The following is a 20,917-nucleotide window of genomic DNA, read 5'->3' as shown; positions in this document are numbered from 1 at the left end:
TGAGGACTATAGTTATAACAGTTGAAACAACATGAATATTGTAAACGAGGCTAAGGGTAGGATGAAAATCCTTATTTTATCATACGAAGTTTGGAGAACGGATAATAGCGGGGGCAACGTATTGAGTAATCTATTTCAGAATATGGATGCTGAATTTGCTCAGATATATTGTAGCCCTGGTGTGCCAATGAATGGTATATGTCGTAAATATTTCCAGATGACGGATTTTATGATGATTAAGAATATTTTGGGAAAAGGTAAGGTTGGAAATCAATTTGAGTTGAGGGAAAACCCGAAAGAAGCTCAGGCAGAGGATAAACCAAATAAGTTTTATTCTTTTTTCAAAAAATTTCACTGGACGATATTTGATTTTGCACGTGAAGTGTTATGGAAATTAGCCAATTCAAATAATACGCAATTAGATGATTTTATACAGGATTTTAAACCAGATATCATTTTTGCCCCTTGTTATGCAAATTTGTTTATGCTTAGGTTATCAAGACATGTCGCTAAACAGCAAAATTGCCGACTGATTTCTTATATTTCAGATGATCATTATACATTTCGACACTGGAACTATTCCCCATTTTTTTGGTTGAACAGGTTATTTTTGAGGAACGCTCTAAAAAAAACATTTCCATGTTATTCGCTGGTTTATACGATGACAGAGGAACAAAAGGACGAACTTAGCAAGGCATTGAATGCCAATATGAAAATTTTACGTAAAGGAATAGATTTTAAAGGGGAGTATTCAAAAAAGGTAATCAATGATCCGATTCGAATAGTTTTTGCAGGAGGAGTTTACTGTGGACGATGGAAAACGCTAGGCGATATTGGAAAAATTTTAAAAACTATAAATAAGGATCGAGTTAAAATCCGTCTGGATATTTATACACCAACTCAATGCTCAAAAAGAGTTCAGGAAAGATTGAATGATGGAGAAAGTATTTTTTTACATAAATCCATAGCTCAGTCTGAATTAAAAGATGTTTATATGGCAAGCGATATTGCGCTACACGCCGAGTCTTTTGATCGATCTTACCGGCTCTTAACTCGTTTGTCTTTTTCTACTAAGATTGTGGATTGTTTAGGAAGCGGGTGTGCGGTGATGGCAGTTAGCTGGAAGGAACATTCTGGATTAAAATATCTTCAAAAGGAGAATGCCGCTTTCTGCATAGATAATCGAGAAGATATTGCAAAGGTACTTAACGAGATTGTTGATCAGCCAGATTTAATAGATGAATATGCTAAAAAGGCCTATGTTTGTGGTAAGAAGAATCACCAAGGCACTGTCATTCAGGATAATTTATATAGAGATTTTAAAGAATTAGTTTCAAATACTCAAACTCATGTTTAAAAATAAAACATTATTAATTACAGGTGGTACCGGCTCATTTGGCTCAGCCGTACTGAACCGTTTTTTACATACTGAGCACTTTTCTGAAATTCGCATTTTTAGCAGAGATGAAAAGAAACAGGATGACATGCGTAATACGCTAAAAAGTGATAAATTAAAATTTTATATTGGAGACGTTCGTGATGCCAGTAGTATCAGTAACGCGATGAAAGATGTCGATTATGTTTTCCATGCCGCAGCACTTAAACAGGTTCCTTCTTGTGAGTTCTTTCCTTTAGAAGCCACTAAAACTAATGTATTTGGCACTCAAAATGTAATCGATGCGGCTATATCAAATAATGTTGCAAAAGTGATTTGCCTGAGTACTGATAAGGCTGCCTATCCTATTAATGCAATGGGGATTTCTAAAGCATTAATGGAGAAGGTTGCTATAGCAGCTTCAAGGAATTCCACGGAAACCGTAGTTTGTTTAACCCGTTACGGAAATGTAATGGCTTCGAGAGGCTCTGTTATTCCATTGTTCTTAAAGCAGATTCAACAAGGCTCAGCACTGACGATTACCGATCCTAACATGACTCGCTTTTTGATGTCATTGGAGGATGCAGTAGACTTAGTATTATTTGCTTTTGAACATGGTAATCCTGGTGATTTATTTGTAAATAAAGCTCCTGCTGGTACAATTGGTGATTTGGCCCAAGCGCTAAAGGAATTATGTAATGCCGACAATGAAATTAAGGTAATTGGAACCCGTCATGGAGAGAAACTATATGAAACATTATGCACTAGAGAAGAAATGGTAAAGGCCCAAGATATGGGTGATTTTTATCGTATACCTGCCGACAATAGAGATTTAAATTATGCACAGTATTTTTCTGAAGGTGAAACCGATATTTCAAGAATTGAAGATTATCACTCTCACAATACTGAGCAGCAGGGTGTAGAGGGTATGAAAACATTATTGTCTGGGCTTCCTTTGATCAAAAAAGAAGTTTTTGGTGATGTTACGGCGATTCAATATCCAAGCTAAGAGGTGGCAAGTGTATCATTAATGCCTGGCGGTAATCACGCCGACAGCTTTGGAATATTGGCTTTTGTTAATGTTTTTGACATGAAAGATGTCAAAAGGATGTATTTGATTAGTCACTTTGATACAAAGTTCCGTAGAAAATGGAGAGGACATAAAATTGAACAGAGGTGGTTTTTTGTAACGAAAGGTAGCTACGAAATCCATGTTGTAAAGATTAATGATTTTGAAAAACCAGATCAAAACTTAGAGATCAAAACTTACATTTTGTCTGTGAATGATCCTCATGTTCTTCATGTTCCTAAAGGTCATGCAACTAGTTTAAGAGCATTAGAATCAGATGCTACTGTGATGGTATTTGCAGATACTAGTATCGAAGATGCAAAGCATGATGACCAGCAATATAATGCAGATTACTTCAATAATTTGAAATAGACATTAAATATTTATAATGCGAACTAAAATAGGAATAACCGGTCAGAATGGATTTATAGGAAAACACTTATACCATACTCTTGGACTATATCCAGACGATTTTGAACGTATCGAATTTGACAAGGATTTTTTCTGTCATGAGGAGAAAATGAATGATTTTGTACGTCAGTGTGACGTGATTGTTCACCTCGCGGCAATGAATAGGCATAATGATCCTGAAGTTATTTATGAGACGAATGTTGGACTCGTTTCAAAATTGATCAAAGCTTTGGAGGCTACGGGGAATAAACCGGACGTCTTATTCTCATCGTCTTCTCAGGAGAACAAAGATAATCTTTATGGGAAGAGTAAGAGGGAAGGTCGAATCTTAATTGAAGCATGGGCTAGAAAGGCTGGCGCCAAATTTAGTGGATTGGTTATTCCAAATGTTTTTGGGCCCTTTGGTCATCCTTATTATAATTCTTTTATAGCGACTTTTTCACATCAGCTAAATTTAGGAGAACAACCGAAAATTGAGGTTGATGGCGAAGTGAAATTGCTGTATGTTGGGGATTTAGTAAAAATCATTATTAATGAAATTGGAACGGAGGTTTCTAATCCTTTTTATGTGATCCCTCATACAGATGAATGCAAAGTTTCTGAAGTGTTGGAGCTATTGATTAAATATCATAAGGAGTATACAAAATTGGGAATTATTCCAGCGCTGAATAGCAATTTTGAAATAAACCTGTTTAATACTTTCCGGTGTTATATGGATATTCCAAACCATTTTCCAGTTAAGTTTACTCAGCATACTGATCCAAGAGGGACTTTTGTAGAAGTGATACGGTTAAATGTTGGAGGACAGGTTTCATTTTCTACGACTGTACCGGGAATAACAAGAGGGAATCATTATCATACCCGCAAAATTGAACGTTTTGCCGTAATTAAGGGGAGAGCTTTAATTCAGTTAAGGAGAATTGGCTCAACTGAGGTCTTGGATTTTTACCTTAATGGAGCTGAACCAGCCTATGTAGATATGCCTATTTGGTATACTCACAATATTAAGAATATTGGCGATGAGGATTTATACACCAACTTTTGGATAAATGAGTTTTATGATCCTATTGATCATGATACCTATTTTGAAAATGTTTAATAATATATATTGATGGAGAACAAGTTAAAAGTAATGACTGTTGTCGGCACTAGACCCGAAATCATTAGACTATCTAGGGTCATGTTTGCTTTAGATGCATCAGAAGCAATAGATCATATTATCGTTCATACAGGACAAAACTATGATTATGAGCTAAATCAGATCTTTTTTGATGACCTGGGCATACGTAAGCCTGATTTTTTTCTGAATGCAGCTGGAGCAACAGCAACGGAAACTATAGGTCAGATTATCATTAAAATAGATGGCGTATTGGAATCTGAAAAACCAGATGCTTTCTTGGTTTTGGGCGATACCAACAGTTGTCTATGTGCCATTCCAGCAAAAAAAAGACATATTCCTATTTTTCACATGGAGGCCGGAAATCGTTGCTTTGATCAAAGAGTACCCGAAGAAACAAATAGAAAGATTGTAGACCATATTTCAGATGTCAACTTGACCTATAGTGACATCGCTAGAGAATATTTGTTAAGGGAAGGATTGCCTGCAGATCGAATCATTAAAACAGGTTCTCCAATGTTTGAGGTGTTGAATCATTATTTACCACAAATAGAAGAATCAGATATTTTATCTAGATTAAATCTTGAAGAGAATAAATATTTTGTGGTATCCTCTCATAGGGAAGAAAATATCTCCAGTGAGAAAAATTTCACTGGATTGATCTACAGCTTGAATTGTATCGCTGAAACTTATGGTTATCCAATTATTGTTAGTACTCACCCACGTACTAGAAATATGATTGATGCAATGAAGATCGAAGTGAGGCCAGAAATACAATTCTTAAAACCGATGGGATTTAATGATTATAATGCGCTTCAAATGAGATCTTTTGCTGTATTGTCAGATAGCGGCACCATTTCAGAAGAGTCATCTATATTGAATTTTCCAGCGTTAAATATCAGAGATGCTCATGAACGCCCGGAAGCGATGGAAGAAGCTGCGGTGATGATGGTCGGAATGAATTCTAATAGGATCATGCAGGGCTTGGTACACCTACGAAATCAAACCAGAGGAACGGAAAGAACATTACAGTTAGTTGCAGATTATTCTATGCCTAATGTATCTGAAAAGGTAGTCCGGATTATCATTAGTTATGTGGATTATATTCAACGAGTTGTTTGGTCAAAAAATTCAATATAAATGAAAGTCTTTCAAATTAATACGGTAAGTGGTTACGGAAGTACGGGAAGTATTTGTGTTGACTTGGCGGAGGTATTAATCAGAGAAGGACATAGCTGTACAATTGCTTACGGACAAGGAACTACGAAATACCCTGACGCTTATAAAATTGGTACTCGTTTTGAAAATCATTTGCATAATCTTTTGTCCAGAATAACAGGTAAACAAGGATATTTTTCTCAATTCGGGACTAGAAAACTAATTAGAAGAATACAGGCTGAGCAGCCTGATGTAATTCATTTGCATAACCTGCATGGGAACTATCTGAATTTTAAATTGTTGTTTTCCTATCTTTCAAATTCAGATATTCCTATAGTTTGGACCTTACATGATTGCTGGGCTTATACAGGGAAATGTGCACATTATACTGATGTAGCCTGTTTTAAATGGAAATCCGAATGTGACCAATGCCCACAAGTAAGAAAATATCCTGCAAGCATTTGGTTAGATCGTTCTAGATCTAGTTTTTATGATAAAAAGGAATACTTTACTGCGATAAAAAAAATGACAGTAATTCCTGTCTCCAAATGGTTAGCTAGTCAAGCAAGTTTTTCTTTTCTAAATAAATATCCAATTCAACCCATCTATAATTGGATTGATCATGAGACATTTAATCCTAATCAGGTTGATGTGAGGGGTGATTATTCGATCTCAGTATCTGAGTTTATAATCTTGGTAGTAAGTGCAAGTTGGTCTGAAAGTGATGCTAAATATCAGGGATTAATTAAGCTGGTTAACAGATTGGATTCAAAGATGAAACTCTTAATGGTGGGGAAACTGAATGACATAAAAAAATTACCGAAAGATATTATTCATATCCCTTATTTGGATGGCAAATATAAAATGGCGAAGGTATATGCAGCTGCAGATGTATATGTTCATTTATCCACTGAGGATACTTTTGGTAAGGTTATCGCGGAATCATTAAGTTGTGGTACTCCCGCTGTTGTATATAACAGCACCGCCTGTCCGGAGATCGTTGGTGAGGGATGTGGTTATATTGTTGATACGAATAATATCGATCAAATAATGAATGCGATTAAAATCATTCAAAATGAAGGGAAATCATATTATTCTTTAAAATGCCGCAAGTTTGTATTAGAAAATTTCGATTATGAAAGACTGACGCAAAAAACGATTGATTTATATAAGAAAATGAGAAGCAATGATTTTTAATCTATTTGTTATGTTTCTAATAATTGCTATTGGCGTTGTTTACTCGACAGGGATAAAAGGTTTGCCAGATAGTGATTCGAATAGAAAGCAATATATTTTCATAATCTCTGCAATTTTAATCTTACAATCTGGATTAAGAAATGTAGCAGTAGGAACAGACACTTATGCATATTTTGATATGTTTGAGACGGTCAAGACTACCCCTTGGGATGAAGTTATACTTGAATTTGTACTTCATTATACTATAGGAGTTGGAAAGGACCCAGGGTTCATGGTTTTTGAAAAAATAGTACAAATCTTTATTAGTGATTATCAAGGTTTTCTTTTTTTGATTGCTATGATGTTTTTTCCGGTTTTAGGGAATTTTATCTATAAGAATACAACAACTCTTAAAAGCGCAATTCTCGCGTACGTAATTTACGCAGTACTTTTTTATTCTTTTTTTTCTATAACTGGACATCGGCAAACAATAGCAACAGCCGCAACCTTAATTGGATTTGAATGGATTAAACAACGTAAACTTATCCGTTATGTAATCTTGATTCTTGTAGCTTCTACCATACATCAATCTTGTTTGATATTTTTACCATTTTATTTTATTGCACGGATTAAGAGACCGGACATTATTCTTTGGCCATTGACTTTGTTTTTTCCGTTATTACTATTACTGAGCAGTAAGATTTCCTTGTTGTTTATCGGACTTTCCCAATCTTATGAGGAGTATGGGCACATGGAAGAATTTAAACCGGTTACACTTACAGTAATGCTCTTGATTGTCTCTTTGCTGGCTTTATTCCGTTATACAAAAGTTGTTGAAATACTACCTGTTGCGAAAATGCAATATGCGGCTATGGTTATGGCGGTGTTTTTTTTATCCTTAGTATTTGAGATACATGCTTTTTTAAGAATTGTACAATACTTCTCTGTATTCATTATGGTTTTGGTTCCCTTATCTATACAATCTTTAACTATTTTTTCAAAGCAAATACAGAATATAATTTATGCTTTCTTGATTTTGCTATTGGTAGGGATGTATGTAAGATCAAATATTGGCTCAGAGTATAAATTTTTCTGGCAAGAAATGCAGTTAAATGACGTATATTTATGACAAAAGATATAAAATATATTGGGTTCTTTGATGTTCCTTCCATGAACACCAATCGAGTATCCTCTCCTGCTGCCGTCAATAAGATGAATTATATCTGTGATGCGATCAATAATGCTGGTTTTAATGTACTGGTGATTTCACCATCCTGGAGAGATGATACGAAAGTTGGAGAAGTAATTTTTTCGAAGAATGAGTTTTCAGTTCACAAGGCAAAAAAGGTCATCTTTTGTCCCACTTTTCGAACAATGAACAAATTGATGCTCAAATTAAAAGTGGTATATAGCTTATTGTGGTTATTCTTTTTCATGCTGCTTAAGATAAAAAAGAATGAAAAAGTTTTAGTTTATCACTCCCCTTGGCTAGCACTTCCAGTCTTATTGGCAAAAAAGCTAAAAAAATTCCAATTAATATTGGAAGTAGAGGAGATCTACGGAGACGTTTCTTCCCTACATTCCTATTTTGATAGGTTAGAAGACAAAATTATACGCTGCGCTGATGGCTACCTTTTGGCTACTGATTTTTTGGTGAATCGTGTGGATCAGGGTAAACCAAATGTTATTATTTACGGTAGTTATGAAAGGATAGAAAGAAAAAGCTCGCCACCAGATGATGGTAAAATACACCTTGTTTACGCTGGAATTATTGATTCTGAAAAAGCAGGTGCGTTCAATGCAATTGAAAGTGCCATGTATTTATCTGATTTATATAGAATGCACATTATTGGCTTTGGCGAAGTCGAAAAATTATTAAAACGTATTGAAGAGATAAATAATGACCGTGGAGCTGGTTGTAAGATTGTTTTCGATGGCTCAAAAAGTGGTGATGAATTTATTGAATATTGTCAGACATGTCATATCGGATTGAGTACTCAAAAGATGTCAGGGAAATATTTGGACACTTCCTTCCCTAGTAAAGTATTATCTTATCTCTCAATGGGACTTTGTGTAGTCTCTGGTAAGATTCATTGTGTTGAAAAGTCTAAAATTGGGCATCTTTTAAAATATTATACGGAGGATAATCCAGAACAGATTGCCACAGCGATCAAAGAAACGAATTTGAATCTATCAGTTAGTAGTTTTCAGGTAATCTCTGATTTAAATGATAATTTTATAAATGAAATAATTTTGATTTTTAACGATGATCAACTTTTGGGTAATCCTAGATAGGATAAAAGAAAAATTGCTGTCCGTTTATCGTAAAGGGGTTTTTTTAGGAAGAATAAAAGGAGCAAACGACTGTGTAAAAGTATTAGGTAAAGTATATGTAAATGCAACTAATATAACGATTGGAAAAAATGTGACCATTTATCCAGGAGTCTATTTTTGGGGGGATGGTGAGATTGTGATCGGAGATAATGTAGATATTGGAATTGGTACAATCATCTTTTCAAAGAAGTCCGTACGGATCGGAAATAATTCAAATATTGCCGCCCATTGTTATATAATTGATAGTAACCATGGGATTAAAAAAGACCAGCTAATTACTTCACAAATGCTTTCGGTTGACAACGAAGGGATTTATATCGGGGATGATGTATGGGTCGCTGCTGGATGTAAAGTTTTAAAAGGATCAAAGATTAATAATGGAGCTGTTATAGGAGCGATGAGTTTAGTCAATTCTGAAATAGAAGCCTATGGAATTGCCATAGGTACTCCAGCAAAAGTAATTAAATTTAGGAACTAAAAATTGTTATAACATGTTACAAAACCAAAGTAAAGAGTCTAAAATAGATTTATCAGTTTTGATAATTTTCTTTGCAAGACCAGAGCCTTTATTTAAAGTCTTTGAACAAATTAAATTAGCGAGACCCTCGAAGTTGTATCTGTATCAGGATGGTGCACGTGAAAATAGGCCAGATGATGTGGAAAATATTCAGCTATGTAGAAAAATCGTGGAGGATATTGACTGGAATTGCGAGGTGCATAAGATGTATCAGGAGAAGAATTGTGGAGTCGATCCATCTGAATATATTGCCCAAAAATGGATGTTCAGCACTGAAGAGTATGGGGTGGTGTTAGAAGATGATGACGTTGCTGCCTTAAATTTTTTTCCGTACTGTAAAGAACTTTTGGAAAGGTATAAAGACGATAAAAGAATTGGAATTATTTGTGGAATGAACCAAATGGAGGTTTATCAAGATACTCCTGATAGTTATATCTTTACTAAATCAGGCTCGATTACTGGTTGGGCCACTTGGAAACGGAATATTGATCTTTGGGATAGCACATATAAATGGCTGGATGATCCTCATGCACATAGAGTTCTAAAGGGAGTAATGGGTGATAAGGATTATAGTAATTTTATAAAGGTGGCTTCAGCAAATAGAGAATCAGGAAAAGAGCATTATGAGTCAATATTGGGTGCTTGTTTCTATTTGAATAACCATTTGAACATTGTACCTAAATATAATTTGATATCTAATATCGGGATTGGTATGAATGCAGCTCATGGAGCTACTTCAATGGAGATTTTACCCAAAGGAATTAGAGGTATTTTCTTTATGAAAACTTATGAGATTGAACTTCCACTAACTCATCCTAAATACATTATGGAAGACGTGAATTTTAGAAGGAAATTGGATAGAATTATGGCCAATGGATATCCATTAGTGAAGTTTTATCGTGCTTTAGAATCAGGATTTAGACGTTTATCAATAGGTGATTTCGAAAATTTAAAAAAGGGCTTTATTAGAAGATTAACTTTTAATGGTAAGTAATTTGACTAAGGATATCAATAGGCGCATAGATATTTTGAAAGTATTTTCTATAATATCTGTGATTATGGCTCATTCAAGAAGTGTAGATTACGGTTTTTTAAGTATTATAACAGAAAGACTAGGTACAATAGGTGTCGTTTGCTTTCTGTTTATCGCAGGATATTTTTTTAACCCTGATAAATATGGATTCAAGAACTTTTTTTATAATAAAGTAACTACAATTTTAGTACCATGGGTTTTTACAGGTACTGTAGTGTATTTAGTCATAAATAGATTTGAACTAGGAACCTGGTTAAATTGGCTAATTGGTAATGGAAGTTATTTATATTACTTAACTACATTGATGATTTGTTATCTGATTATGTTTAAAATTAAAAATAACAAGTTGAAGTTGGGATTGCTTATATTAACGGTTACTTCTTTGATACTAACTTCCTTTGGATATCTTGATCAAATTAGTAATCGTTTTTTTGGTATAAGTCAGGTATATAATTATTTAAATTGTTTCAACTGGCTCGGCTTTTTTATTCTTGGGATGATTTCTAGAGGGAAAATGGAAAGTATTAATGCAAAATTGGCAGAGCATAAGTACTTATTCTTTTTACTATTTATTTTGTTTTTAGGCTTGGGATTATTGATTGAACCAGAAAAGGGAGGATATTTTTCTAAATTGGCTATTCCTTGTGAAATATTAGGAGCTATATGTTTTTGGAATTTATCTGCGCTGTCTTTTTTTGATAATAAATACATTTATTCCATTTCAGCCTTTACATTTTCAATTTATCTTATTCATTTTCTTGTTTTCCCATTTAGACGTCTTTTAATTCACAATCAATTTGTTGAGTTTATAAATCCAATTATCTATTTGTGTTTGGCTTCTGTATTGATTTTTATTGGCCTGCAAATAGCTTTTAAGTTGAAATTGGATAAGGCATACAGTTTATTAATGGGAATTAGAAGCAAAAGGGATTTACCATCACAGTTATAAATTGATGAAAAATGAGAATATCGAAAATGTAAATTCATCTCACCAAATTAAGCGTGGTGCGATAATTTCTTATGCTGCAATCATCTTTAATATTGTTGCAGGCCTCATCTATACACCCTGGATGATTAAGCAAATTGGGAGGTCGGATTATGGTTTATACATCTTGGTTACCTCATTTTTGAGCTACTTTGTGATGGATTTTGGCCTAGGTTCGGCCATAGCACGTTTTATTGCAAAATATAGGTCTCAACACGATGATGAGAAGGTCAACCAATTGCTTGGCTTAACCAGTCGTTTTTATTTATATATCAGTTTAGGGATATTTGTGGCACTTCTGGTTGTTTATGCGTTTTTAGGTCAAATATTTACGGAATTAACACCCTCAGAATTAGAAAAATTTTATGTGATTTTCTGCATAGCGGGCTTTTTTAGCCTCCTGTCATTTCCCTTTATGCCTATGGATGGAATCTTAATCGCCTATGAGAAATTCGTTATCCTGAAATTCAGTGATATCATAAGTAAAGTTGGGGTGATTATCTTAATGGTTATAGCCCTGCTTTTAGGTTATAAATTATATGCACTTGTGGCCATCAATGCAGCTATTGGCATTATCATTATCCTCATAAAACTAACTTATATTCATAAAAACATTCCGATTAAAGTGCAGTTTAACTACAAAAATAATAAGCTTTTAAAGGAATTGTTCAAATTTTCTTTATGGATTACGATCATTGGAATTGCACAGCGACTGTTAATTAATATAGTTCCTACTATTCTTGGAAGATATTCAGGAACTGAGCAAATTGCTATTTTTTCAATCGGAATTATTATTGAAGGCTATACCTGGACTTTTGCACATGCACTGAATGGCTTATTTCTCCCAAAAGTTTCAAAAATGCACCTGGAATCCAACAACCAAAAGGAAATCACTGATTTAATGATTAAAGTTGGACGTCTGCAATTATTAATTATGGGACTTTTAATTATTGGATTGGTCACATTTGGAAAAGAGTTTATTATGTTATGGATGGGTAAAGAATTTGAGCCCTCCTATCAAATTGTTTTATTATTAGTTTTGCCTGGTATTATTACTTTAACTCAGGAGATCGCATCCACCTATTTGTTTGTTGTAAATGAGGTCAGATATAGAGCAGGTATTTTCATTGTAGCTTCTATTGTGAGTGTGATCATTGGTATTGTCTTGTCGCCATCCATTGGGGCTTTAGGTTGTGCGATTGGTATATTTATAGCTACGATGTCATGTCATGTTATTGGTATGAATTATGTTTACTGGAAGGTACTAAAGCTAAATATTTTTAGATTTTTTAAAGAATGTTATTTAGGGTTATTAATGCCTTTAGGACTAACGCTGATCATCGGATTTTTAATCAATAAATATTATCCAGCTCATAATCTTTTTATGTTTGCACCAAAAGCGATTGCTTTGAGTTTCATTTATGGTTTCCTAATGTTTTTCTTTGGAATCAATGAATCAGAAAAACAAATGTTTAGATCTTTATTGAGTAAGTTACCATTTATAAAACAATAATATGATAAGTACTATAAAAAGTAAAATTAAAACATCAAAATTCTTTTGGAAATGGAGATCATTTATAACTAATAAAATAACTGGAAATAATAAAATTGCAAAAAAGGGAATAAATAACCAGATTGATTATGGTACTGCGCTTTTGCTAAATTCTAGGATACTTATTAAGGGAAATAATAATGCCATTACATTTGGCAATCAAAGTAGACTAGAGGTCGATATTAAGATTTATGGTGATAATAACGTGATTGAAATCGGTGAAAACTGTAGCGTTAAGGGGACTAAATTTTGGGTTGAAGATCAGAATAATAAGATTTTGATAGGGAATGCTACGACGATTGAAAAAGATACTGAGCTTGCCTGCATTGAGGGCTGCAATATTACTATTGGAGTGGATTGTATGTTATCTAGTGACATTGTTGTGCGTACAGGTGATAGTCACAGCATAGTTGATCTTCAAGGGAAAAGAATTAATCCTTCAAGAAATGTAGTTGTCGGAAATCACGTTTGGATTGGCCATAAGGCAGTATTAAGTAAAGGTGCAGGTGTTTCTAATCATTCAATTGTAGCTTCTGGGGCAATGGTTACCAGTTCTTTTGAAGAAGGGAATTGCATATTGGGAGGGTTTCCTGCGGTTGTAATAAAATCCAATATAGATTGGATGAGAGAAAGAATTTAAGTGTTAATGTTTTATGAGAGAGCGTATTCTGTTTTTAATTACTAAAAGTGAAATTGGGGGAGCCCAAAAGTTTGTAAAGGAACAGATTGAAATTTCTAATGATCATGGATTTGATTGTTATTTGGCTACTAATGAAGAGAACTGGTTAACAGAAGAAGTTAAAGGGAAGGTAGTAGGTCAATTGATTCATAGTGGAGTGTCCTCATTGTCAATGTCTTACTTTATTAGGCTAGCATCTTTTATCAAGGAGCATCGTATAAAACTAGTAATATGTAATTCTGCTATTGCAGGTGTCTATGGTAGACTTGTTGCAGCTTATTCTCAGATCAATTCGATATATGTTAGCCATGGTTGGTCTTCAGTGTATAATGGGGGTTTTTTTTCCATGATATTTAATAGGATAGAATGGGGCTTATCTAAATTGACTTCCATGATTATCTGTGTATCTGAGAATGATATGATCGTGGCTAGAACTAAAATAAAAATTTCAGCGAAGAAGTTGATTCATATTTCTAATGGAATTAAAGCTTTGGATCCTGAAAAATCTCTATGTTCTTCAAATTTAATTCAAATGCTCGCTGTTGCTAGGCTGCAGCATCCTAAAAGAATTGATTTACTTGTAGATGCACTAAAAAACCGTTCAGATGTACAATTGACAATTGTTGGTGAGGGCGAACAAGCTAATTTAATCAATGAGAAAATTGAAGCAAATCAACTGAAAAACATTAAAATGTTAGGGAAAATAGACGGGTTTAAGCAATTTGTAGATTATGATATTTTCGCACTTATTTCTGAAAGTGAAGGTTTACCTATATCAGCAATAGAAGCCATGTCTTGCTCGAATGCCTTGCTTTTGAGCAATGTTGGCGGATGTAGTGAATTAATTGACGGGAATGGTGTTCTGGTAGATAATCAAGTAGAGTCGATTGCAAAAGGAATTGATAGATGTATAGAAGACCTTAGCAATTTTAAAAAGGGCTCTTTATCGCTATTCAAAAGAAACTTTGATTTGGATAAAAACAAATTAAAATATGTTTCTCTTTATAGAAAATTTTCCAATTAATAATCAATAATAGATACCATTAAATATGTTAAAAGTACTCCTCACTGGTGCAAATGGATTTTTAGGTCAGTATATCAATGATCATTTAATCGAAAAAGGCTATGTTGTTGAAACCATAGGAAGGGGTGTCGGAAACTCGATAAGTTGTGATTTATCATTACAAGGACCGCAATTATCAGATTGCCCTGATTTAGTTATTCATTGTGCTGGAAAAGCACATTTCATTCCGAAATCAGAAAATGAAAAAAAGGAATTTTTTGATATCAATGTAATCGGTACAAAAAATTTATTAAATAGCCTTGAACAAATGCCAACGCGGTTAAAATCATTTGTTTTTATTAGTTCAGTAGCTGTATATGGAAAAGATGAAGGATCTGAAATCAATGAAGAAACCCCTTTACTTGCAAATGATCCTTATGGCTTGAGCAAAATACAAGCAGAACACCTAATTCTTTCCTGGTGTAAAAGAAAAGGTGTAATCTGTACTATTTTGAGGTTGCCATTATTGGTTGGCGTTAACCCTCCAGGTAATCTTGGTGCAATGATTAATGGAATTAATAGGGGATATTACTTTGATGTTGCTGGAGGTAGGGCACGTAAAAGTGTAGTGCTCGCAGAAGACGTCGCCATGATACTTCCTCAAGTTGCTAGGATTGGTGGGGTTTACAATCTGACGGATCGATATCATCCGAGTTTTTCTGAACTTTCTTCGAATATTGCCCGTCAATTGGGGAAGAAACAACCATTAAATTTACCTATGTGGATTACCAAATTAATGGCGAAATTTGGAGATTTTCTAGGAAAATACGCTCCGATAAATTCAAAAAAACTTGATAAAATTACCAGTGATTTGACGTTTGATGATCAAAACGCTGTTAACGCATTCAACTGGAATCCAAAACCTGTTTTAAAGGGGCTAAAAATTAACTAATAATGCTTTATCTGATTCTAATCATAATCATGTTCGTTGTAATGATCTATTACTTTAAAGTAGCAGATCATTACAATATCATTGATCATCCCAATGAAAGAAGTTCTCATAGTGAAGTAACAATACGTGGTGGGGGAGTCATTTTTCTCTTCGTTGCTTTATGTCTGTTAATATTACATCCAGAATCTTGGTTGATCATTTTGGGCATGTTTACTATAGGCACCATCAGTTTTATAGACGACAGGATTACTCTATCCAGTAAAATCCGGATCATCTTCCATTTAACGGCAGTTACCTTAATGTTGTTTTCGCTAAGTATATTCCAGCTTTTTCCTTGGTACATTTGTGCAGCGTTATATGTTCTGGTTATTGGAATTATCAATGCCTACAACTTTATGGATGGTATTAATGGAATTACGGGCTTGTACAGTTTGGTAATTCTTTCTGGCTTACAATATGTAAATTATAAAATGTTTGCTTTTATAAATCCAGATCTTATCTGGTTGCCCATTATGTCCTGTTGTGTATTTCTTTTCTTTAATTTCAGGAAAAGGGCGAAGTGCTTTGCAGGGGATGTTGGAAGTGTAACGATTGCGTTTTACATCATTTATCTAATTTTAAACCTTATTATGCAAACAGGGAACTATGTTTACATTTTGTTTTTGGCGGTTTACGGGGTGGATGCGGTCTTGACGATTGTACATCGCTTGATTTTAAAACAAAATATTTTTGATGCGCACCGACTGCATTTCTACCAAATTCTAGCCAATGAACAAAAATGGTCGCATCTATGGGTATCAAGCCTATATGCAACCATACAATTGATCATCATAGCAATCGTTGTTTTTGTTCCGCTAGGATTAGTAACATTGTTCTTCTTGTCTACTTTACCTTTGGCATTGGTTTACATTATTTTAAAACCAAGGTTGATGCTTAAGGATTAATAAGCTATTTTTGCGGCAGCTCTCAATCAACTCAACCATAAGTAATTCCAATTTGGTTCAATTATTGTTACTTTTGAGAGCAATGTATTAAATAGACTTATGTTTACAAAACTACAAATTGTATCTCGCTGGATTATTTTTACTATAGATATTTGTTTAAGTATCTTTGCTTTGCTGTTCGCTATAGTTTTACAGCACAACTTTGCAATAGTTACCATTGATTTTGCAGCGTTCTATAAGGCCGTTGTATTGGTCATCGCAGTTAACTCCTTGGTTTTTTATAGTGTGAAGACATTTGCAGGAATTGTGAGATATACATCTGCACAAGATTCTTTTAGGATACTCTTTGCTGTCATACTCAGCTCTTTAATCCTGTTTTTTGTTCATGCTTTAGCTATTGTAATCACAGGGCAACATGTAATTAGTAATGTCGCCATTATTGTATACACTTTATTCAGCTTTCTGTTGTTAATAACCTACAGAATTATGGTAAAGTACTTTTTTATGTACATCAAAAATGCGAACCTGGATCAGATTAGAATAATTATTTATGGTGCTGGGGAGGCTGGTGTCGCAACCAAAAGAACCTTTGACCATGATGCAAAAGTAAACAAAGCTATTATTGCTTTTGTGGATGATGATGTGCGTAAAGTTGGGAAAACCATTGATGGGGTAAAAATATTGGATGCTGCAAACCTGGAGCATTTGATTGTCAAACATGAAGTAGATGAAATTATCTTTGCTTCATATACGATTCCTTTAGAGCGTAAAAACCAAATCGTTGACATTTGCCTGGAAAATGAGGTGAAAATATTAAATATTCCTTCGCCAGAAGTTTGGGCGAAAGGTGATGTAACTACTGCGCAAATCCAAAATATCAATATCGAAGATCTCTTAAATAGAAAAACTATACAGATTGATATTGAAGGTATTCAGAATCAACTAAAAAGTAAACGCATCTTAATTACCGGTGCAGCAGGTTCCATAGGAAGTGAAATCGTAAGGCAGTTATTAAAATTCGAAACTGGATTGATCATCCTTTGCGATCAAAGTGAAACTGCCTTGCATCATATTTACTTAGAGTTGGAAGAGACGCATGCCAATACTAATTTTCATGCTTTTGTAGGTGATGTAAAGGACCAGAAAAGGATGCAGCATTTATTTGATACTTATAAGCCGCATTATGTGTACCATGCTGCTGCCTATAAACATGTTCCTTTAATGGAAGATAATGCTGGAGAAGCGATTAAAACCAATGTTTCAGGTACTAAAACCATCGCTGATCTATCCGTTAAACATGGCGTACAGAAATTCGTGATGATTTCTACAGATAAGGCAGTTAATCCAACCAATGTGATGGGAGCGTCCAAACGAATTGCAGAAATCTATGTGCAGTCGTTAAACAACTCCCTGAATAATCCAAATGTGATTTTCTCAAACGGTTTAAGCTATTTAAATGAAGGTAATGTAAAGCCGATTACAAAATTCATTACCACACGTTTTGGCAATGTATTGGGTTCTAACGGTTCAGTTATCCCACGTTTCAAGCAGCAAATTGAAAAAGGTGGGCCGGTTACGGTTACTCATCCGGAAATTACACGTTATTTCATGACCATCCCTGAAGCCTGTAGATTGGTATTGGAAGCAGGTTGCATGGGCAAAGGTGGAGAGATCTTTGTATTTGACATGGGTAAATCCGTTAAAATCGTTGAACTGGCTAAAAAGATGATTCGATTAGCAGGCTTGATCCCTAACCAGGACATTAAAATTGCTTATTCAGGTTTAAGACCTGGTGAGAAATTATTTGAAGAGCTATTGAACGATAGCGAAAACACCATGCCTACGCACCATGAAAAGATTATGATTGGTCAGGTCAGGGAATATGTTTTTAATGATATCGAAAGCCAAATTTATCAATTGCTGGCTTGTGCCAATACGAACAATATCAGGCAGGTGGTTCAACAAATGAAAGTAATCGTTCCAGAGTTTAAAAGTAAAAATTCGGTATTTGAAGAATTGGATGCTCAAATACAAAACAAACCTTAATACATGAAGAAATACCTATGGATGAGTTTGATCGCTTTTATTTTTACAAGCGCCAATGCTCAGACGCCAAATGTTAACATTCCATATTCCTACCAATTTTATCAAAAGCTTAACAAATCGGTTTATGATGTAAACTCGAGAATGCATACGTCTATTAAAGGCTATTATGCAGACGATAGTCTTTTAAACGCCAGATATCTCGAATTAATGAATATGGGTACCGATAGCCTTAACAGACGTAGTTGGGTGAGACGCATATTAACTGAACAACATTTGTTGAATTTTAAGGGGCCTGATTATAATATTTATGCAGACTTTCTAACTGATTTGCAAATTGGGAGAGAATTTCAAGAACAGAAAACCACATGGAAAAATACCCGTGGTTTTCAGGTTGGCGGAACAGTTGGGAAGCAGTTTTCATTTTATATGAACGGTTTTGAAAACCAGGGTGTATTTGCAAACTATCTGACCAAATTTATTGATTCAAATAAAGTCGTTCCGAGCGAAATGTCTGGTAAATTAGATGGAAAAACCAAAGATTGGTCTTATGTAACCGCTTTGCTTTCTTATACACCGAATAAACACCTGAATTTTGCTTTGGGATATGATAAAAATTTCATCGGTGACGGCTACCGTTCGATGCTCTTGTCTGACGTTGCCGGGAATTATTCTTTTTTACGTTTAAGGGCGACGGTTGGGAACGTTCAATATCAAACCATTTTTTCCTACATGTTAGATAATGGTGCAGAACGACTGACCACAGATCGGCGATTAGGTGCAAGAGCAAAATGGAATGCCATGCATTATATCGATTGGACAGTTAGCAATCGTTTATCACTTGGTTTTTTTCAAGCTGTTACCTGGTCCGATGCTGAGAAAGAAGGAAAGCGGGGGTTTGATTTCAACTACGTTCATCCCTTTGTATTCCTGAGGCCAATTGAAGGATCTAACGCGGATTCACCTGATAAACTTCGTTTGGGTTTAAATACAAGTTACAAGCTTTCGGATAAAACAACAGCATACGGACAGTTCATGATTGATGAATTTACTGCTAAAGAATTCTTCAGCAATAAAGGTTATTGGGCAAATAAATGGGCTGCACAAATTGGTGTTAGAGGTTCTGATTTGTTCAAAGTAGAAAGCTTAAATTATTTAGCTGAGTTCAATACAGCAAGACCTTATACCTATGCACACTTTGATCGGATCTCAAATTACTCGGGTATGAGCCAACCTTTAGCACATCCGCTTGGTGCAGGATTCAGGGAGTTTTTGGGAATTCTAAACTATAGCTATAAGCGTTTTGACTTCCAGGGGCAGTTGAGTTATGCTACATATGGACTAGATCCCGCCGGACAGAATTTTGGGCATGATATTTTTAAAAGTTACACTGATAGATCCTTGGACTACGGAAGTAAAGTTGGTAATGGCATTAAAACAAACCTTTATTTTGGCGAAGCTAAAGTAGCCTATCTTCTTAACCCGAAATATAACCTCCGCTTAGAACTAGGAGCTGTTTATAGAAAAGAAAGCAATGCAGTAAATCCGATGAGTACGAAATTAATTACATTCGGTCTCAGATCATCCTTCAGAAACCTTTACCAGGATTTTTAACATCTGCTAACCCGTATTTTTTATAATTCCTTAATACATCATTAACTATAAAAATTCTTACTTTAGGGCAGATAAAAACTAATCCCTATGAAAAGAATTTTGATCGCCGGTGCAGCACTATTGCTGTTCTCTTGCAGTAGTAACGAAAAGAAAGAAGAAAAAGCAGCGGAATCCAGTGGTGGTGGCATCGTTGAAAATGTTGGAAATTTAAGTAAAATGTCCGGTGCTGCCGATAAAATGGAAGAAATGGGTAAAAAGCTTAAAGGGCTAACCCCATTAACCAATGCAGAATTAAAGGCTGTGGTTCCGGAAACCTTAAACGGGTTAAAAAGAAAAAGTTTTAGTGCCGGTGGTGCAGCAATCAGCGGTATCAGTACTGTCGAAGCAGAGTATGGTGCGGATGACAATAGCAAAACCATCAAAGTGATGATTATGGATGGCGCAGGCGAATCCGGAAGTGCCGTGGTTTCCTTGTTGTCAATGACCTTAAGCATGGACACAGAGTCAGAAGCTGATGGTAAAGTAACCAAAACTGCTGAGATCAATGGGGTTCGTACACAGACAGAAGATAGCAAATCGGAGCAGTCAGCCAATTCATCCATTAAATTTTTATACAAGGATCGCTATTCGGTGAGCCTGGATGGAAATGGATACAGCCTGTCAGAATTGGAAAGCTTTAGGAAAGCACTTGATCTAAGTGCATTAAAATAGAGAATTTGCCAAGGTTATTTTAATTATACTTATAACTTTTTTGAAATGGGCTGTAAACTATAAGTATGATTATAATTTTACCCTTATTTTGTAAAAGTTATAAGTATACTTATAACTTTTCTGATTTAAACCCATCGAAAATCTCAAAACTTCAAATTTGTTTTGCCCAAAAATAAAGCGTATATTAAAAAATGTTTGGAAGAACCGGGAGGTCCCCGAATTCATTTTAACTAAAACGATAGGC

Annotated in this window: 19 protein-coding genes; all 19 read left to right on the top strand. The window is 34.8% G+C overall.

The annotated features are described in order from the left end of the window. Positions 1-31: 31 nt before the first annotated feature. The 19 genes from IM797_RS13465 to IM797_RS13375 all read left to right on the top strand — a co-directional run bounded on the left by IM797_RS13465 (position 32) and on the right by IM797_RS13375 (position 20,673). Entirely contained in the window at positions 32-1,357 is a 1,326-nt protein-coding gene (locus IM797_RS13465) for a hypothetical protein (RefSeq protein ID WP_194127668.1), read from the top strand. Beyond that, positions 1,350-2,384, top strand: a complete 1,035-nt coding sequence (locus tag IM797_RS13460) for a polysaccharide biosynthesis protein (RefSeq protein ID WP_194127667.1) — start codon at positions 1,350-1,352, stop codon at positions 2,382-2,384. Before IM797_RS13465 ends, IM797_RS13460 begins: the two co-directional genes overlap by 8 nt. A 3-nt stretch (positions 2,385-2,387) precedes the next feature. After that, positions 2,388-2,816 (top strand): WxcM-like domain-containing protein, encoded by a 429-nt coding sequence (locus IM797_RS13455; RefSeq protein ID WP_194127666.1) that lies wholly within the window; start codon positions 2,388-2,390, stop codon positions 2,814-2,816. A 16-nt stretch (positions 2,817-2,832) separates the two neighbouring features. Further along, positions 2,833-3,954, top strand: coding sequence for an NAD-dependent epimerase/dehydratase family protein (locus IM797_RS13450; RefSeq protein WP_194127665.1), 1,122 nt, complete (start codon positions 2,833-2,835; stop codon positions 3,952-3,954). Positions 3,955-3,966: 12 nt separating this feature from the next. After that, on the top strand, positions 3,967-5,112 hold the full coding sequence (gene wecB, locus IM797_RS13445) for a non-hydrolyzing UDP-N-acetylglucosamine 2-epimerase (RefSeq protein ID WP_194127664.1): 1,146 nt from the start codon (positions 3,967-3,969) through the stop codon (positions 5,110-5,112). Next, on the top strand, positions 5,113-6,327 hold the full coding sequence (locus IM797_RS13440; protein ID WP_194127663.1) for a glycosyltransferase: 1,215 nt from the start codon (positions 5,113-5,115) through the stop codon (positions 6,325-6,327). A gap of 10 nt (positions 6,328-6,337) precedes the next feature. Next, entirely contained in the window at positions 6,338-7,435 is a 1,098-nt protein-coding gene (locus tag IM797_RS13435) for an EpsG family protein (protein WP_194127662.1), read from the top strand. Continuing rightward, entirely contained in the window at positions 7,432-8,601 is a 1,170-nt protein-coding gene (locus IM797_RS13430) for a hypothetical protein (RefSeq protein WP_194127661.1), read from the top strand. Before IM797_RS13435 ends, IM797_RS13430 begins: the two co-directional genes overlap by 4 nt. Continuing rightward, positions 8,573-9,118: an acyltransferase gene (locus IM797_RS13425; RefSeq protein ID WP_194127660.1), complete on the top strand. Its 546-nt coding sequence runs from the start codon at positions 8,573-8,575 to the stop codon at positions 9,116-9,118. Before IM797_RS13430 ends, IM797_RS13425 begins: the two co-directional genes overlap by 29 nt. A 13-nt stretch (positions 9,119-9,131) precedes the next feature. Next, the gene (locus IM797_RS13420; RefSeq protein ID WP_194127659.1) at positions 9,132-10,151 is read left to right on the top strand and encodes a hemolysin activation protein; all 1,020 of its coding nucleotides are present in this window, start codon (positions 9,132-9,134) and stop codon (positions 10,149-10,151) included. Continuing rightward, positions 10,141-11,139 carry an acyltransferase gene (locus tag IM797_RS13415; protein ID WP_228098854.1) on the top strand — a complete coding sequence of 333 codons (999 nt, stop codon included), beginning with the start codon at positions 10,141-10,143 and terminating at the stop codon, positions 11,137-11,139. The genes IM797_RS13420 and IM797_RS13415 overlap by 11 nt, the downstream gene beginning before the upstream one ends. A 4-nt stretch (positions 11,140-11,143) precedes the next feature. Next, complete coding sequence (locus tag IM797_RS13410) at positions 11,144-12,688, top strand: lipopolysaccharide biosynthesis protein (RefSeq protein ID WP_194127657.1); 1,545 nt, start codon at positions 11,144-11,146, stop codon at positions 12,686-12,688. Between the two features lies 1 nt (position 12,689). Then, positions 12,690-13,367 (top strand): hypothetical protein, encoded by a 678-nt coding sequence (locus IM797_RS13405; RefSeq protein WP_194127656.1) that lies wholly within the window; start codon positions 12,690-12,692, stop codon positions 13,365-13,367. Between the two features lie 13 nt (positions 13,368-13,380). Continuing rightward, positions 13,381-14,430, top strand: a complete 1,050-nt coding sequence (locus IM797_RS13400; RefSeq protein ID WP_194127655.1) for a glycosyltransferase — start codon at positions 13,381-13,383, stop codon at positions 14,428-14,430. A 25-nt stretch (positions 14,431-14,455) separates the two neighbouring features. After that, a complete protein-coding gene (locus tag IM797_RS13395) occupies positions 14,456-15,361 on the top strand; it encodes an NAD-dependent epimerase/dehydratase family protein (protein WP_194127654.1) in 906 nt (301 codons plus the stop codon). Between the two features lie 29 nt (positions 15,362-15,390). Continuing rightward, positions 15,391-16,305 carry a glycosyltransferase family 4 protein gene (locus IM797_RS13390; protein ID WP_228098853.1) on the top strand — a complete coding sequence of 305 codons (915 nt, stop codon included), beginning with the start codon at positions 15,391-15,393 and terminating at the stop codon, positions 16,303-16,305. Positions 16,306-16,404: 99 nt separating this feature from the next. After that, positions 16,405-18,351: a nucleoside-diphosphate sugar epimerase/dehydratase gene (locus IM797_RS13385; protein ID WP_194127652.1), complete on the top strand. Its 1,947-nt coding sequence runs from the start codon at positions 16,405-16,407 to the stop codon at positions 18,349-18,351. 3 nt (positions 18,352-18,354) lie between these two features. After that, entirely contained in the window at positions 18,355-19,962 is a 1,608-nt protein-coding gene (locus IM797_RS13380) for a gliding motility protein RemB (RefSeq protein WP_194127651.1), read from the top strand. Positions 19,963-20,049: 87 nt separating this feature from the next. Then, entirely contained in the window at positions 20,050-20,673 is a 624-nt protein-coding gene (locus tag IM797_RS13375; protein WP_194127650.1) for a hypothetical protein, read from the top strand. Positions 20,674-20,917 lie beyond the last annotated feature (244 nt).

It is taken from the genome of Pedobacter sp. MC2016-24 (genome assembly GCF_015223055.1).
In the GTDB taxonomy this organism is placed as follows: domain Bacteria; phylum Bacteroidota; class Bacteroidia; order Sphingobacteriales; family Sphingobacteriaceae; genus Pedobacter.
This window is presented reverse-complemented; position numbering and strand designations above follow the sequence as displayed.

Coding starts and splice junctions, on each gene's coding strand:
- IM797_RS13375 (WP_194127650.1), top strand. CDS start 20,050: ATGAAAAGAATTTTGATCGCCGGTGCAGCACTATTGCTGTTCTCTTGC.
- IM797_RS13440 (WP_194127663.1), top strand. CDS start 5,113: ATGAAAGTCTTTCAAATTAATACGGTAAGTGGTTACGGAAGTACGGGA.
- IM797_RS13405 (WP_194127656.1), top strand. CDS start 12,690: ATGATAAGTACTATAAAAAGTAAAATTAAAACATCAAAATTCTTTTGG.
- IM797_RS13410 (WP_194127657.1), top strand. CDS start 11,144: ATGAAAAATGAGAATATCGAAAATGTAAATTCATCTCACCAAATTAAG.
- IM797_RS13395 (WP_194127654.1), top strand. CDS start 14,456: ATGTTAAAAGTACTCCTCACTGGTGCAAATGGATTTTTAGGTCAGTAT.
- IM797_RS13460 (WP_194127667.1), top strand. CDS start 1,350: ATGTTTAAAAATAAAACATTATTAATTACAGGTGGTACCGGCTCATTT.
- IM797_RS13425 (WP_194127660.1), top strand. CDS start 8,573: ATGATCAACTTTTGGGTAATCCTAGATAGGATAAAAGAAAAATTGCTG.
- IM797_RS13420 (WP_194127659.1), top strand. CDS start 9,132: ATGTTACAAAACCAAAGTAAAGAGTCTAAAATAGATTTATCAGTTTTG.
- IM797_RS13450 (WP_194127665.1), top strand. CDS start 2,833: ATGCGAACTAAAATAGGAATAACCGGTCAGAATGGATTTATAGGAAAA.
- IM797_RS13385 (WP_194127652.1), top strand. CDS start 16,405: ATGTTTACAAAACTACAAATTGTATCTCGCTGGATTATTTTTACTATA.
- wecB (WP_194127664.1), top strand. CDS start 3,967: ATGGAGAACAAGTTAAAAGTAATGACTGTTGTCGGCACTAGACCCGAA.
- IM797_RS13380 (WP_194127651.1), top strand. CDS start 18,355: ATGAAGAAATACCTATGGATGAGTTTGATCGCTTTTATTTTTACAAGC.
- IM797_RS13435 (WP_194127662.1), top strand. CDS start 6,338: ATGTTTCTAATAATTGCTATTGGCGTTGTTTACTCGACAGGGATAAAA.
- IM797_RS13390 (WP_228098853.1), top strand. CDS start 15,391: ATGTTCGTTGTAATGATCTATTACTTTAAAGTAGCAGATCATTACAAT.
- IM797_RS13415 (WP_228098854.1), top strand. CDS start 10,141: ATGGTAAGTAATTTGACTAAGGATATCAATAGGCGCATAGATATTTTG.
- IM797_RS13430 (WP_194127661.1), top strand. CDS start 7,432: ATGACAAAAGATATAAAATATATTGGGTTCTTTGATGTTCCTTCCATG.
- IM797_RS13465 (WP_194127668.1), top strand. CDS start 32: ATGAATATTGTAAACGAGGCTAAGGGTAGGATGAAAATCCTTATTTTA.
- IM797_RS13400 (WP_194127655.1), top strand. CDS start 13,381: ATGAGAGAGCGTATTCTGTTTTTAATTACTAAAAGTGAAATTGGGGGA.